The organism is Hymenobacter terrigena (assembly GCF_054776515.1).
Genome location: NZ_BAAHBU010000002.1, coordinates 418,422 through 432,171, shown reverse-complemented (window position 1 = coordinate 432,171; position 13,750 = coordinate 418,422). Strand labels below are relative to the sequence as shown.

The following is a 13,750-nucleotide window of genomic DNA, read 5'->3' as shown; positions in this document are numbered from 1 at the left end:
GATTGCCTGTCATTGTGAGCGGCGCGCCCATCTGTCATTGCGAGTGGAGCACAGCGGAACGCGGCAATCCGTCCTGTCAAAACAGACACCTAATATTGTGACCAACCCTTTTTGAAAGTAAAAGCCCCAACTCTGGAATAGAGTTGGGGCTTTTCACATCTTAGGGCATTTTGGTGTTGAGAGGACGGATTGCCGCGTTCCGCTGCGCTCCACTCGCAATGACAGGCGACTACCCAATTTTGTCAAATCCGCAATACGAGTGCAGCACCGCTGGCAGCTTGATGCCGTCCGCCGTCTGGTTGTTTTCCAGCAAGGCGGCCACGATGCGCGGCAGCGCCAAAGCCGAACCGTTCAGCGTGTGCAGGAGTTGCGTTTTGCCGCCATCGGCGCGGTAGCGGCACTTTAGGCGGTTAGCCTGATAGGTCTCAAAATTTGAAGCCGAGCTCACTTCGAGCCAACGGCCCTGGGCGGCGCTCCACACCTCCAAATCAAACGTCAGGGCGCTGGTGAAGCCCATGTCGCCGCCGCAGAGGCGCAGCACGCGGTAGGGCAGTTCCAGCTTTTGCAGCAGCCCTTCGATGTGGGCCACCATGGTGTCGAGTGCTGCGTAGCTGTGCTCCGGCTCCGTGATTTGCACGATTTCCACCTTGTCGAACTGGTGCAGGCGGTTGAGGCCGCGCACATCGGCGCCCCACGAGCCGGCCTCGCGGCGGAAGCAGGGCGTGTGGCCAGTGATGCGCACGGGCAGCTTTTCCACCGGAATAATCTCGTCGCGGTAGATATTGGTCAGCGGTACTTCGGCCGTGGGGATGAGGTAAAGGTCGTCCTTGGCGTCGTGGTACATCTGGCCCTCCTTGTCGGGGAGCTGGCCGGTGCCGTAGCCGCTGGCCTCGTTCACCAGAATGGGCGGCTGCATTTCGGTGTAGCCAGCGGCCCGGGCCTCATCTAGGAAAAAGTTGATGAGCGCGCGCTGCAGGCGGGCGCCCTGGCCCTTATACACGGGGAAGCCCGCGCCGGTAATTTTCACGCCCAGCTCGAAGTCGATGATGTCGTACTTCTTAATCAAATCCCAGTGCGGCACAGCGTCGGGACCGAGTTCGGGCTTGGCCCCATGCTCGCGCACCACTTCATTATCGGCAGCGGTGCGACCTTCGGGCACGCTGGCGTGGGGCAGGTTGGGCAGCTTATAAAGGAGCTGCTGCTGCTCTTTTTCCACCTGGGCCAGCTCGGCGGCGGCGCTTTGGGTGTGCTGTTTGAGCTCGGCGGTGCGGGCCTTGAGGGTTTCGGCCCCGGCTTTGTCGCCGGACTTCATGAGGCCACCGATTTGGCGGGCTAGCTCGTTGGCCTCGGCCTGGGCCGAGTCGTGGCTGGTCTGGAGCTGGCGGCGGCGCTGGTCGAGGTCGAGGATGGCGGCCACGTCGGCGGGGCCGGTGGCGTAGCGTTTTTTGGCGAGGCCGGCCAGTACAAGGTCGGTCTGGTCGCGGAGAACGGAAAGTTGCAGCATGAGGCAGGTTGGGGTAAGCCGGGCAAAGGTCGTAAGTAAAAACCGACCTCACCACCGCCTTGGCTGCGAAAGCCTTGGCGCGGCGCGCAACTTATTTTGCCGCGCCTCGTGTTCCAACACCAGCCGCAAGGCATCCGATTTGGCAGTTTGTCCGTAATGCGCTAACATTGCGGGAGCAACCGGCCGCCCTGGTCGGGCCCGCGGGCCACAGTGCCCGTCGCTGGTCCGCCTGTTTGCTGAATTTTCAGCGGCCCATTCTGCACCTCATTTTCCTGCGTATTCATCTCGCACCGTGCGCCGCTCACTAGTAGCTCGTTCGGACCCCGCGAATTAATATTTCCAGCGGCCCCGCCGCCGTGCCGTAGCTGGCTTTTTTGTGCCCCCAGTGGGCCTCAGCGGGCAGCCAGCCCCCCGCGCTTTACAGCCAGATGTTCCCCCCTTATTCCCATTATGTACACCATTAACGAGTTGAAGGACCGGCTGCTGTCCGACCTCAAGGAAATTGCCGAAAAGCTAAACGTCGGCAACTTTAAACGGCTCAGCAAGCAGGATTTGATTTACAAAATCCTCGACCAGCAGGCCCTCACCCCCAGCGCGGCCGAAGCCCCTCCCGTCCCGGCAGCAGCCATCCCCGCCGCCAACTCCGCCCGGCCCGCCCGCTCTGCCACCCGCCGGGCCGCCCCCAGCACGGCCGAACAGCCTTTTTCCGATGTGGCGCCGCCCGCCGCTAAGGCCCAAAATGCCCGCCCCGCCCGCGAGCCGCGCCGCGAAGCGGCCGTTGCAGTAGCCGAAGCGCCGGCTCCGGCAGTTGCTACCGCCCCGGCCCCCACGGTCGAGATATTGGACTCTATTGAGGGTCTGGCTCTGGTAGCGCCTTCTGAAGCTACTGGTGCCACCCTGGCCCAGGCTCCGGCCACTGCCGCCGAAACGGCGGCCGACACCGATTCCCAGAATACCACCGCCGTTGTTCCCCGCCCCGACCGCCCCCGCCGGGAGCGCGTCGACCGCGCCGGCCGGCCCATCACCGAACAGCGCGCCGCCGAAATGGCCGCCGAAAAAGCTGCTAACGAAGCCGCGGCGGCCGCCGCGCCCGCTGCCGAACCTGGTACCGACCCCCGCGAAGGCAACGCCAACGGCCGCCGCGATTTTGGTGGCAATGGCTTTGCCGACCGTCGCGAAAACCGCGCCGACCGTTTTGAGCGCGACAACCGCGAAGTGCGCGATAACCGCCAGGACCAGCCCCGCACGCCTCGCCAGGACCAGCAGCCCCGCGAAAACCGCGACAATCAGCAGCCGCGTAACGACCAGCCCCGCCAGGAGCGTGAGCCGCGCCAGGACCAGCCGCGCAACGACCAACCCCGCGGCGAAGGCAACAATAACAACCACCGCAACCTGACCCGCGAGGAGCGCTACGCTCAGCGCGACCTGCAGCGCCAGCAGCGCCAGCAAAATCCCGACGGCTCGCCCCGCACCGACCAGGGCCAGAATCAAGGCCAAAACCAGCAGCAGAACCAGCGCCCCCAGCGTCAGGACCTCGATTTGGTGGTGCCCGGTGGTGGCACGTTTGAACTAATGCCCGACGGCGGCTACGGCTTCCTGCGTTCGCCTTATTATAACTACCTGGCCTCGCCCGACGACGTTTATGTATCGCCACAGCAAGTGAAGCAGTTCGCCATGAAGGCCGGCGACACGGTGGTGTGCAGCATCCGGCCGCCGCGCGAGGGCGAGAAATACTTTGCCCTGGTGAGCGTGGAAAGCATGAACGGCCGAACCGTGGAGGAGGTCCGCGACCGGGTGCCGTTTAGCCACCTCACGCCGCTTTTTGCCGACCACCGCATGAAGCTGACCACCAAGCCCACCCAAATCAGCACCCGCGTGCTCGATTTGTTTGCGCCCATCGGCAAGGGCCAGCGCGGCCTCATCGTGGCCCAGCCCAAAACCGGTAAAACGGTGTTGCTCCAGGAAATCGCCAACGCCATTGCCGAGAATCACCCCGAAGTATACCTCATGGTGCTGCTCATCGACGAGCGCCCCGAGGAAGTGACCGACATGGCCCGCACCGTGAAGGCCGAAGTGCTCAGCTCGACCTTCGACGAAACGGCCGACCGCCACGTAAAAATTGCCGAAATGGCGTTGGACAAAGCGCGTCGCCTCGTCGAGTGCGGCCACGACGTGGTGATTCTGCTCGACTCCATCACCCGCCTGGCCCGCGCTTATAACACGGTGCAGCCCAGCTCGTCGCGCATCCTTTCGGGTGGTATCGACGCCGGCGCGCTTCAGAAGCCCAAGCGCTTCTTCGGCGCGGCCCGCAACGTGGAGGGCGGCGGCTCGCTCACCATCATCGCCACGGCCCTCATCGAAACCGGCTCCAAAATGGACGAGGTTATCTTCGAGGAATTCAAAGGCACCGGCAACATGGAACTGCAGCTGGACCGCAAGCTGGCCAACAAGCGCGTGTTCCCGGCCATCGACATCCCGGCTTCCGGTACCCGCCGCGAAGACCTGCTGATGAGCAAAGACGAGCTGAACCGCGTGTGGGTGCTGCGCAAGTTCATGTCGGACATGACGGCCACCGAGGCCATGGAATTCCTCAAGGACCGCATCAAAGGCACCAAGGACAACGAAGAATTCCTGCTGGCCATGAACGGCTAATAGGTCGTTTTTTCAAAAACAAAAAGGCCCGTTGCAGCAATGCAGCGGGCCTTTTTGATGGTTTAAAACGTTGGCTAATTTCCTGAATTATTCAATTTATAAAAATAATTCAATTATCTGAATGGGGCCCGAAAAAGCCCGTTACATTGCTGTAACGGGCCATCGGTAGAATAATAATCGTGGATAATAATAAATGGACGTATAAAAATTGTCCACTTGGATAGCGCTAGATATCACGGAGCAAACTACAGGTCAAAGGAATAAATTCATCATCGCTGAAAATAAATTGCGCCCAGCCCGCACAAGCCGCCGGACGAGCAATAGGACCCTATTTTTGGCAGAAAATATTTGCGTATGAACCCCGAACCCATCGTCCAACTGCCCGAATTGCTCTACGTTCACGACCCGCTGTGCGGCTGGTGCTACGGCATGAGCCCGGTTATCAACCAGGTGCAGCGCGAGTTTGCCGGGCGCGTCGATGTGTCGGTGCTATGCGGCGGCATGGTACGCGGCGATGATGCCGGGCCGATTGGCGAGAGCTGGGAATACATCCGTCAATCCTTAGTGCAGGTGGAAGACGTGACCGGAGTGGAATTCGGCGAGCCGTTCAAGGCGCTGGGCGAGGCCGGCACTTACCACTACGACTCGGAGCCGCCGAGCCGGGCCATCGTGGCATTCCGCCACCTGACGCAGGACCCGGCCCGTGCCGTGGCCTTCGCCCACGCCGTGCAAACGGCCTTTTTTCGCGATGGTCAGGACTTGAACGCCGCCGCAACCTATGCGCCGCTGCTGGCCCCGTTCGGGCTGGACGAGGCCGAGTTTCTGCGCCGCTTTGCCTCGCCCGAAACGGCCCGGGCTGCGCAGCAGGAGTTTGCGGCCGTGGCCCGCATCGGCGTGCAGGGTTTCCCCACGGCCGTGGTGCGAATTGGGGAACAGGGCTACGTGCTGGCGCGGGGCTACCAGCCGTTTGAGCCGCTACGGGCGGGGCTGGAGCAGCTGCTCCAAGAGGAGTCGGGACGCTAGCATGGCCGTTACCGCACTCGCACGGTCTGCTTTTTCAGGGGCGACCAGGCAATCTGGCGGCGGTCTTCCTTGCCTTTCAGGTACTCGAAGCCGATGGCGTCGGGCCGTTTTTGCAGGTCATTCCAAGTAGCGCGGTCAAGGTTTTCGACACCGCCCGGGAATGCGGCTTTAGCGGCTACGGCCGGGGTATGGAACTGCGTGGGCAGGAAAAACCGGTCGATGCGCCGGAGCACGAAGGTTTCGCGCTCGGCGCGGGTAGCGGTGGGGCCTTTCAGCTCATACCCCAGGGCGGCTTCCAGGTCGGGCTCGGTCAGCATTTCGCGGAAAATAACCTGGCCGTCGGGGTCGGTGATGGTGAATTCGCCGGTGCCTTCGAGGATGGACGGGCCGCGAAATACGAGCTGGAATTTATCGGCCGGGCCTTTGGGACGGCTGAAATTGTGCGCCAGCCGCGCCACGCGCAGCGTATCGCTCACGGCCGAAACGGCTTTGGTGTGGGCGGTATCAGGGGCAGGCAGGGCGGAGCTGGTCGTAGCGGGCGGGCCGGTGGTGCCGGGCGCCTGGTGGTCGGCTATGCGGGAAACTGAGCCTTCGTTCACAACTGAAGGAGTGGAGTTGCAGGCGGCCAGCACCGGCAGCAACAGGAAGAGGCGGGTATTGCGCATGATAGGGACCAGTGAAGTAAAACTTCCCAATGATACGCGGCGCAGGGCGGCCATAGTTACCGCTGTCGGCGACCTGGCTCAACGCCAAAGCAGCATGGCAATAAAAGCCGCACTCAGGCACAGCGACGAAACCTGGTTCATTCGCATGGTGTGCTCGAAATCGGCGGCGCTTTCGTCCTCCCACACGGCCCAGGCCCAGCGGCTAAACAGTGCCACCACCGGCCCGGTGGCCACCAGAAAAATCAGTAATGGACGCATTTCCTGGCGTAGCCAGTAGGCCAGGCCCAGCGCCGCCGCGCCCGCCAGCAGCCCGATAGCCGCGAAAATAAACGTGCCCCGAATGCCCAGCCGCAGGCTCAGGGTGCGGTCGCCGCGCCGGGCATCTTCCTCGTGCTGATATACCTGCGTGAGCGGGTAGGAGCCGCACAAAAACAGCGTGCTGACCAGCGCCAGCAGCAAATTGGTTTTCTCGAAAAGCTGCTCCGACGTGGCTCCCACGCCCACCTGCGTCATCAACAACGTGAAGGCCCCCTGGAAAACCACCACCACCAGCGTGCTCAGTAGCGGGTATTTCTTTAGCCGAATGCCTTCGTAGCTGTAGGCCTTCGAGACCAACAGATAAGCCACCACCAGCACGGCGAAAGGCAGCGAAAGCAGCGCTGCCCCCGCCACGGCCAGCGCATCGAACAGCCATACCAGGTGCAGCAGCTCCGGCGTGACTTTGGGCGGCACTTTCAGGCCGCCGATGCTGCCTTCGTCCTTATCGTAGTAGGAGTTGTAGCCGTTGGAGGCCGGGTAAGCCAGCAGGTGCAGCACTATAAATACGCCCACAGCCCGCCACCCGCTCCACGGCCCGCGCAAGGCGCTCAGCCCAAACCAGAACACGGGCATGAGGTAAACGGAAAACGGGATGCGCAGTAGCGGCAGCGCCTTCTTGTAAGCAGTGAGCAAGGGTTCAGTTAGTTAGGCAGGGTCAAGGTAGCCGGCGGCCGCAAAGGTGAGCAAAAGCTGCAACAGAAACAGCCGCAACTTAGGCGTCATTGTTGCTGGCCGGTTGCGCAGCCCCAACCGGCCAGCCGATAAGGTACGTAACCTGCGGCCCCCACCAATGACGCTTTTTGCCCGCCTGCCAGGCGAATGCACCCGCCGGGTCGGCCACATGGGCCAGGGTCAGCAGCTCATCGACTGAATACATCCGCAGCAGCGACACCGACCCATCCCAGATGGTGCAGAGCGGAATGAGCGGAATCAGATAAGTAAAAAACAGCCGGCTGAGCCGGAATGGCCGAAAAAACGGCGTGAGCAGTAGCTGCGCCACCGGCAGCACCGTGAGGGCCAGCAGAAGTTCGGCCCAGTGCTTGCCCGCGCCCTCAAACACGCCGATGCCGGTGCCGGCCCGCACGGCATCGCGCAGCATGGCGGTGGCCGCGTCAGGCGGGAAGTGGTGGAAGGCCGAAAAAATGGTGCGGAAGCCCGCCAGCTGCGCAGGCACGGCCAAGGCATCCACCGACGCTGGCTCGAAGCCAATGGCCCCGTTGGTGCGGCGGGCGATGTCGGCCCAGGCGGCGGGCTGGGGGTAGAGGTCGGTGAGGGTGATGGTGGCGGGCTGGCCCAGGGTGTGCAGAGCTGCCAGTACGGTTTCGGTGCCGCCGCCGGCCCCGGCCCCCAGCTCCAGCACGCGGGTTTGGGCGGTGCGGGCGAGGCCCTCAGCTAGTAGCGGGGCAATGGGCCGGTAGGTGCCCAGCGCCGAAATCATAAAGCGCAGGTAGTCCATCATCCCCGCCCGGATGGCAGCCGGAAACCAGGGCAAGTCTTCAAATTCAAATAACCGTAGGCGAAGGTGCATAGGCCCTGTGATACGCAGAATAACGCAGGCAGTCGGTTCTTACACCCATTAGTTCAGGGAAGCCCTATGTGGGTCACGCCGCTAATTCCCAACATAGAAACGCTATCCATCAACTCGGAAAAGCCATTTCTGATATTCCAATCCTGTGGCAATAATAGCCCCCAAATAGAAGGGAAGTAGTAGCTCAACGATTGTTGGTGTGGACAAATTAAATTCCTGGTTGATGTAAACCACAAAGCCAACAGCGACTGTAAACAACCCGGTAACGGATAAAAAAGCGAGACAGATTCGCCCCTGTTTGCTTGGAAACTGTAAAACCCGCTTGAAAATGGGTACGGATAGGGGGATGGTCGGAAGAGAAATCCCAGCAGCAAAGAGACTGATTATTACAATCCATGCAAAGTTGCTTTCGCCCTTAGCAAATAGCCGCAATCCTAGTAGCAGCGTGCCTATAACATTCGATAAAAGCCACAGCATTGCGCTGTGCCTCCAAGGATGCTGCATTTGGATTAGGGGGTTCATTAGAATTATTTTATCTGAAGTGATGCAAACATACCAATTCTTTTCTTCAACTTTGCATCACAAAGCACTTCGATAATTATGAAGCCCGCCGCTGCTCCCGACCCGCTTGCTCAGCTCACCGAAATCCGCGCCATCATGGAGCGCAGCTCGCGCTTTTTGTCGCTTTCCGGCCTGAGTGGGGTAGGGGCGGGCGTGGTGGCGCTGCTGGGCGCGGCGGCCGGCCATTTCTACCTGCAAAGCCAGTACCCCAGCGAATACGGGCCGGCCGGCTACTCGCACCTGATGGCCAGTACCGCGCCGGAGCGACAGGCGGCGCTGCCGTTTCTGCTGCTGCTGGCGGGTAGCGTGATTGCGGCGGCGCTGCTGGTGGCATTTTTCTTCACCCAGCGCCGCACCCGCCGCGCCGGCCAGACGCTGTGGAGCGGTCCGGCGCGCCGGGTGGCCGTGGCGCTGGCGGTGCCGCTGGTGGCAGGCGGCTTGTTCTGCCTGCGGCTCTACCTGAGCGGCGATGCGGGCATGGTAGTGCCGGGGCTGCTGGTGTTCTACGGCCTCGCATTGCTCAACGCCAGCAAGTACACGCTGGACGAAATTCGCTGGCTGGGGCTCACCCAGATTGGCCTCGGGCTGCTGGCCATGCTGCAACCCGGCTGGGGCCTGCTTTACTTTGCGCTCGGTTTCGGCCTGGGCCACATCGGCTACGGCCTGCTGATGTATAACCGCTACGAGCGGACGGGCGCGGCGGCCCAATAACCTTTAGTATTCCGGTGAAGCACCTCATTCATACCCTCAACAAGGCTTTCGACCACCGCGTGCGGCTGGGCGTGATGGCCGTGCTGCTGGCTAATGATTCGGTGAGCTTCAACGACTTGAAAGAAGCCCTCGACCTAACCGATGGCAACCTGGCCAGCCACGTTGCGGCCCTCGAAAAGGCCGAATACGTGCTGGTAAGCAAGCAATTCGTCGGCAAGAAACCGAACACTACCTACACTGCTACTGCCGCCGGCAAGGCCGCTTTCCAACAACACCTGGCCACGCTGGAGAAGCTGTTGCGGCCCTGATTTTTTGAAAAGGAAGCCATCGAGGCTCTTTTTTTTGCGTCTATACTTTGTATTTCAAAGTTCTTTAACATGCGCGTCAAACTCATCCTGCCCGCCCTCACCGAAGCCACCAACCCGTATTGGCGGCCGATAAAGTATTCCCTGTTTCCGCCGCTGGGGCTGGCTACGCTGGCGGCTTACCTACCGACCGAGTGGGAGGCGGACTTGCGGGATGAACATGTGGAAACCCTGCGCCTCGACGACCAGCCCGACCTCGTCATCATCCAGGTGTATATTACCAACGCCTACCGCGCCTACGCGCTGGCCGACCACTACCGTGCCCGCGGGGCCTACGTGTGCCTGGGCGGCCTGCACGTAACCAGCCTGCCCGACGAGGCCGCGCCCCACGCCGACAGTATCTTCCTGGGGCCGGGCGAGGAAATATTCCCGCAGTTTCTGCGGGACTGGCAGGCCGGGCGGGCGCGGCCGCGCTACGTATCGGGGGCGGGGCGCACGCTGGCGGGCATTCCGCCCATCCGCCGCGAGCTGATTAAGCGGGAGCGCTACCTCGTGCCCAACTCCATTGTGGTGACGCGCGGCTGCCCGCATCACTGCGATTTCTGCTACAAGGACGCTTTTTTTCAGGGTGGCAAGAGCTTTTACACCCAGACGGTGGACGATGCCCTCGCCGAAATCGACCGCCTGCCGGGCCGCCACCTCTACTTCCTCGACGACCATTTGCTGGGCCACACGCGCTTCGCCGCGGGGCTGTTTGAGGGGATGCGCGGCATGGGGCGGCTGTTTCAGGGGGCCGCCACGGTGGACAGTATTCTGCGCGACAATGGTCTGCTGGAAAAAGCTGCGCAGGCGGGCTTGCGCAGCCTGTTTGTAGGGTTTGAGACGCTGAGCCCGGCGAACCTGAAAGCCAGCAACAAGCCCCAGAACCTGGGCCGCGACTACGCGGCGGCCATCCAACGGCTGCACGATTTGGGCATCATGGTGAACGGCAGCTTCGTGTTCGGGCTCGACGATGACCGGCCCGACGTATTCCAGCGCACCGTGGACTGGGCCGTGGGGCAGGGCATCACCACGGCCACCTTCCACATTGCTACGCCCTACCCCGGCACAGCGCTTTTCCAACGCATGGAGGCCGAAAACCGCCTGCTGCACCGCCGCTGGAACGAGTACGACACGCGCACCGTGGTGTGCCGCCCCGGTCCCCACCTCACCGCCCGCCAGCTAAAAGACGGCTACGACCAGGCCTACCGCGACTTTTATTCCTGGGCCAACATCACCAAAGCCAGCCTCGTGCACGACACGTTGCGCCACCAGCTCAAGCACTTTGCCTACGCCGGCGGCTGGAAAAAATTCGAGCCCCTCTGGAATTTCCTTATCAAGTCGCGCCACCTCGACGCGATGCGCCCGCTGCTCGAAGCCATCCTGAGCAAGGTGCGCACGAGTGCCGACCCCGCCGCCCTAAAGCCGCCCCTGGAGCCTGCTGACGCGGCCACTTTCCTGCCGCTGCCCGTGCTGCCGCACTAGGCTGCGCCACCGCGTGCCTGCCACCGGTTGGCGAAGCCATTTCCTACTCATTTGCATCACCTTTTTAGCTCATTTTCAATGAATCCTGTCTTTCCATTATCCGAAGGTTCGGACGCAGTTCCGCTGCAATCCGCCCCCGCAGCTTTGCTTTCAACCATCCAAAAAGTGCTGTTAACCTTGGGCGTGGTGCTGTTCGACTGGCTGTTCTGGCGCGAAGGCGGCGGAATAAACATGCTGGTGTTCACCGTATTCATCATTGCGGTGCAGCTGGTGCTGCTGCCGCGCTACGCGGCGGTGCGCCGCTCCGGCTACTTCTGGCTCATGGTGGGCGGCAGCCTGTTTGGGGCCGCCATGATGGCGGTGTACGGCTCGGCGGTAGCGGCGCTGGCCTGCATGGCCTCGGTGATGCTGCTGCTGGGCTACGTGAACCAGCCGCACCTGAAGCTGGTGCTATACGCCTTGCTCACGGCGGCTAACAGCCTGGCGCAAGCTTGGTTGCGGGTGTTGCAGAGCGTGCGCCCCCCGCGCAACACCGGGGCCGGCGTGCGCCGAAGCTGGTTCTACGGCCGCCTGTTTCTGGTGCCGCTGGGCATTCTGGGAGCCTTTCACCTGCTCTTCGCCGTAGCCAACCCGCGCTACGAGGCCCTGAGCGGCCAGGTGCTGGCGCAGCTCGGCGAGTGGCTGGCGCGGCTGCTGCCCGATATTTCCATTGGCCATTTGCTGTTTATCGCGCTGGGCTTTGTGGTAACGGCCGGGGTGGTCGTGGTGGTGCCGGTGTATTACTTCGCCGACCACGAGTCGCGCTTCGGCGAGTTCGTCCGGCGGCAGCGCGACCGGGTGGCCTCCTTCGGCGTGCGCCGGCCCGATTTCAGCTTCCGCACTACCCGGATGCTCGATTTGCGCAAGGAGTTTCTGGCCGCCGCCGCAGTCTTCGGGCTGGTGAATGTGCTGCTGCTGGCAGTGAATGCCATTGATATCAATTGGCTCTGGTTTGGGTTTGAGCCCGCCCCGGGCTTCGACCTGGCCCAGTTCGTGCACGAAGGCACTTACGTGCTCATCTTCAGCATCCTGCTCGCCATGAGCATTGTGCTGTGGTTCTTCCGCCGCAATCTCAATTTCTATCAGCCCGGCTTGCCGTGGCTGCGCTGGGGCGCCACCGTGTGGGTGGTGCAGAATGCCATCCTGGCCATTTCGGTGGGCCTGCGCAACTACTACTACATCCTGAACAGCGGCATCGCCTACAAGCGCATCGGCGTGTGCTTCTTTCTGCTGCTGGTATTTTTTGGGCTGGCCACGGTGCTGCTCAAAATCTGGCAGCGCCGCTCGGCCTACAGCCTCATACGCCTCAATTCGCTGGCCGTGTACGCGGTGCTGCTGCTGCTCGCCGCCGGCAACTGGGAGGTCTGGATTGCCGAATACAATCTCCAGGCCCGCTTTCGCAGCATCGACGTGGGCTTTCTGCTGGCCATGCCCGGCCGCACGCTGCCCACCCTGGTGGCTCACCGCGGCCGCCTGGATGCCGCTCACCTCACCACCGAGGATGAATACGGCAATGCCACCACCATCACAGCCGCTGCCGCGCAGCAGCAACTCAACGTGGCCGTGGCCAACTGGCGGGCGCACCACGAGGCCCAAACCGGCTGGCAAGGCTTCACCTACGCCGACTGGCGGGCGTACCAACTATTGAGCGGCCATGAATAAGCTAATCCACACGGCCCCGCCGTCGGGCCTGCTGCGCTGGCTGGGCAACAGCCTTGCCTGGACCGCCGTCTGCCTGCTGCCCTGTGCCGCCTTCTGGTATTGGGTGATGGAGGTGAAGGATGCCAACTGCCGCTCCTGCGGCACCACGGCGCTGCTTACGCCGCTCGCCATTGTGGTAGTGCTCGGCTCGAAGGCGTTTCTCACCCGGGCGTTTGCCGGCTCGACCTCTTTGTTTCAACAAGCCCGATGGGATGATTGGACCACCACGGTGGCCTTCGGCTGGCTCCTGGTGCTGCGGCTAATCCTGATGGCCTGGCTGCTGCTGGACCTGGGCATCGTGATTCTGATGCTGTTCAGCTGGCTGGACGACGGCAAGTCCTGGAGTGTCTAACCTGAATTTTTAACGCTTTACCAACTCACGCAATGCTTCCGCAATTTGCTCTCACCTTCCTTGGCGTCCTGTTCTGCATCGGCGATGTGGCCGCGCTGGGCCTGCTGCTGGCCTGGCAGGAGCGCGCCGCCTCGCCCGATGCCCGCTGGCGGCGCCTGATACGCGGCGTGCTGCCGGCCACCATTGTGCTGCTGGCGCTGCTGCTGCTGGCCTTCACCCAGCTCATGCTGCTGTGGTCGCGGCAGTAGGGGCGGCCATATCCATCACCAACATGAATGCTAACAAATGGAATTGGCTGCCGCCTTGGCCCGTGGTGCCGCCGCGGCTGCGGTTCACGGCGGCGGGTGTGGTAGTGGCGGGTTTCAGCATCCATTTTCAAAATGAAATATGGCCGCACTACGCTAAAGCCCAACAGTGGAGTTGGATTGTAATGGGGCTTCTGCTTGAGGCTGCTGGTGTTCAAATAATCCAGTTGCTTACGGCTTGGGTGCGAGGATACCGTGGCCCCGTCTGGGCCCCGCTATTGATGTGGGGGATAGTGTTGCCCATTTATGGCGTGGTGGCGCTCATGATGCTGGGTTTTGTCCCGTTTCTTTTCTTTGGCTTGGGAAGCATTACACAGGATTAGCTGTAGTTCGGAAAGCGCAACCTACTTGTGGGAATCATTTCTGGGTATTGCCCAATCAGGGGATTATGTAAACTGCCACTGCGCCAAATTGTGAAAAGTATTGACATAAAATGCCTATTAAGGCTCAATGGTTGACTTTTCAGCAGTGTTTGCAGCCGCAGGATGAAAACCTAAAAACTTGAAATAATGATTTATTAGAGATTATTGTTTAGCTTGGCGGCCCGTTGGGCTTCCCATCC

Annotated in this window: 14 protein-coding genes; 9 read left to right on the top strand and 5 right to left on the bottom strand. The window is 61.7% G+C overall.

The window, feature by feature from the left end; all coding sequences use genetic code 11:
* Positions 1–229: 229 nt before the first annotated feature.
* Positions 230–1,504: a serine--tRNA ligase gene (gene serS / locus ACYU7Q_RS08745; RefSeq protein WP_460609068.1), complete on the bottom strand. Its 1,275-nt coding sequence runs from the start codon at positions 1,502–1,504 to the stop codon at positions 230–232.
* A gap of 450 nt (positions 1,505–1,954) precedes the next feature.
* Here serS and rho point away from each other — a divergent pair, with 450 nt between their 5' ends.
* Together rho and ACYU7Q_RS08735 are read left to right on the top strand one after the other, a co-directional pair.
* Positions 1,955–4,156 carry a transcription termination factor Rho gene (rho, locus tag ACYU7Q_RS08740; protein ID WP_460609067.1) on the top strand — a complete coding sequence of 734 codons (2,202 nt, stop codon included), beginning with the start codon at positions 1,955–1,957 and terminating at the stop codon, positions 4,154–4,156.
* Between the two features lie 354 nt (positions 4,157–4,510).
* Positions 4,511–5,179 carry a DsbA family protein gene (locus ACYU7Q_RS08735; protein ID WP_460609066.1) on the top strand — a complete coding sequence of 223 codons (669 nt, stop codon included), beginning with the start codon at positions 4,511–4,513 and terminating at the stop codon, positions 5,177–5,179.
* Positions 5,180–5,187: 8 nt separating this feature from the next.
* Here ACYU7Q_RS08735 and ACYU7Q_RS08730 read toward each other — a convergent pair whose 3' ends face one another.
* The 4 genes from ACYU7Q_RS08730 to ACYU7Q_RS08715 all read right to left on the bottom strand — a co-directional run bounded on the left by ACYU7Q_RS08730 (position 5,188) and on the right by ACYU7Q_RS08715 (position 8,194).
* Complete coding sequence (locus ACYU7Q_RS08730) at positions 5,188–5,844, bottom strand: hypothetical protein (protein WP_460609065.1); 657 nt, start codon at positions 5,842–5,844, stop codon at positions 5,188–5,190.
* A gap of 78 nt (positions 5,845–5,922) precedes the next feature.
* The gene (locus tag ACYU7Q_RS08725) at positions 5,923–6,795 is read right to left on the bottom strand and encodes a UbiA family prenyltransferase (protein ID WP_460609064.1); all 873 of its coding nucleotides are present in this window, start codon (positions 6,793–6,795) and stop codon (positions 5,923–5,925) included.
* A 79-nt stretch (positions 6,796–6,874) separates the two neighbouring features.
* The gene (locus tag ACYU7Q_RS08720) at positions 6,875–7,690 is read right to left on the bottom strand and encodes a class I SAM-dependent methyltransferase (RefSeq protein WP_460609063.1); all 816 of its coding nucleotides are present in this window, start codon (positions 7,688–7,690) and stop codon (positions 6,875–6,877) included.
* A gap of 102 nt (positions 7,691–7,792) precedes the next feature.
* Positions 7,793–8,194 carry a hypothetical protein gene (locus ACYU7Q_RS08715; protein WP_460609062.1) on the bottom strand — a complete coding sequence of 134 codons (402 nt, stop codon included), beginning with the start codon at positions 8,192–8,194 and terminating at the stop codon, positions 7,793–7,795.
* Positions 8,195–8,290: 96 nt separating this feature from the next.
* Between ACYU7Q_RS08715 and ACYU7Q_RS08710 the strand changes: the two genes are divergently transcribed.
* From ACYU7Q_RS08710 to ACYU7Q_RS08680, 7 genes are all read left to right on the top strand, one after another.
* Positions 8,291–8,962 (top strand): hypothetical protein, encoded by a 672-nt coding sequence (locus ACYU7Q_RS08710; protein ID WP_460609061.1) that lies wholly within the window; start codon positions 8,291–8,293, stop codon positions 8,960–8,962.
* A 14-nt stretch (positions 8,963–8,976) separates the two neighbouring features.
* The gene (locus tag ACYU7Q_RS08705; RefSeq protein WP_460609060.1) at positions 8,977–9,270 is read left to right on the top strand and encodes a winged helix-turn-helix domain-containing protein; all 294 of its coding nucleotides are present in this window, start codon (positions 8,977–8,979) and stop codon (positions 9,268–9,270) included.
* Positions 9,271–9,339: 69 nt separating this feature from the next.
* A complete protein-coding gene (locus ACYU7Q_RS08700) occupies positions 9,340–10,791 on the top strand; it encodes a B12-binding domain-containing radical SAM protein (RefSeq protein WP_460609059.1) in 1,452 nt (483 codons plus the stop codon).
* A 165-nt stretch (positions 10,792–10,956) separates the two neighbouring features.
* On the top strand, positions 10,957–12,492 hold the full coding sequence (locus ACYU7Q_RS08695) for a DUF4153 domain-containing protein (RefSeq protein WP_460609058.1): 1,536 nt from the start codon (positions 10,957–10,959) through the stop codon (positions 12,490–12,492).
* Positions 12,485–12,883 carry a hypothetical protein gene (locus ACYU7Q_RS08690; protein ID WP_460609057.1) on the top strand — a complete coding sequence of 133 codons (399 nt, stop codon included), beginning with the start codon at positions 12,485–12,487 and terminating at the stop codon, positions 12,881–12,883. Before ACYU7Q_RS08695 ends, ACYU7Q_RS08690 begins: the two co-directional genes overlap by 8 nt.
* A gap of 32 nt (positions 12,884–12,915) precedes the next feature.
* The gene (locus ACYU7Q_RS08685; RefSeq protein WP_460609056.1) at positions 12,916–13,131 is read left to right on the top strand and encodes a hypothetical protein; all 216 of its coding nucleotides are present in this window, start codon (positions 12,916–12,918) and stop codon (positions 13,129–13,131) included.
* 23 nt (positions 13,132–13,154) lie between these two features.
* Positions 13,155–13,511: a hypothetical protein gene (locus ACYU7Q_RS08680; protein ID WP_460609055.1), complete on the top strand. Its 357-nt coding sequence runs from the start codon at positions 13,155–13,157 to the stop codon at positions 13,509–13,511.
* The last annotated feature ends 239 nt before the right edge of the window (positions 13,512–13,750 follow it).

Excerpts from the sequence above, each read along its gene's own strand:
- serS (WP_460609068.1), bottom strand. The coding sequence starts at position 1,504 with ATGCTGCAACTTTCCGTTCTCCGCGACCAGACCGACCTTGTACTGGCC.
- rho (WP_460609067.1), top strand. The coding sequence starts at position 1,955 with ATGTACACCATTAACGAGTTGAAGGACCGGCTGCTGTCCGACCTCAAG.
- ACYU7Q_RS08735 (WP_460609066.1), top strand. The coding sequence starts at position 4,511 with ATGAACCCCGAACCCATCGTCCAACTGCCCGAATTGCTCTACGTTCAC.
- ACYU7Q_RS08730 (WP_460609065.1), bottom strand. The coding sequence starts at position 5,844 with ATGCGCAATACCCGCCTCTTCCTGTTGCTGCCGGTGCTGGCCGCCTGC.
- ACYU7Q_RS08720 (WP_460609063.1), bottom strand. The coding sequence starts at position 7,690 with ATGCACCTTCGCCTACGGTTATTTGAATTTGAAGACTTGCCCTGGTTT.
- ACYU7Q_RS08715 (WP_460609062.1), bottom strand. The coding sequence starts at position 8,194 with ATGCAGCATCCTTGGAGGCACAGCGCAATGCTGTGGCTTTTATCGAAT.
- ACYU7Q_RS08710 (WP_460609061.1), top strand. The coding sequence starts at position 8,291 with ATGAAGCCCGCCGCTGCTCCCGACCCGCTTGCTCAGCTCACCGAAATC.
- ACYU7Q_RS08700 (WP_460609059.1), top strand. The coding sequence starts at position 9,340 with ATGCGCGTCAAACTCATCCTGCCCGCCCTCACCGAAGCCACCAACCCG.
- ACYU7Q_RS08690 (WP_460609057.1), top strand. The coding sequence starts at position 12,485 with ATGAATAAGCTAATCCACACGGCCCCGCCGTCGGGCCTGCTGCGCTGG.
- ACYU7Q_RS08685 (WP_460609056.1), top strand. The coding sequence starts at position 12,916 with ATGCTTCCGCAATTTGCTCTCACCTTCCTTGGCGTCCTGTTCTGCATC.
- ACYU7Q_RS08680 (WP_460609055.1), top strand. The coding sequence starts at position 13,155 with ATGAATGCTAACAAATGGAATTGGCTGCCGCCTTGGCCCGTGGTGCCG.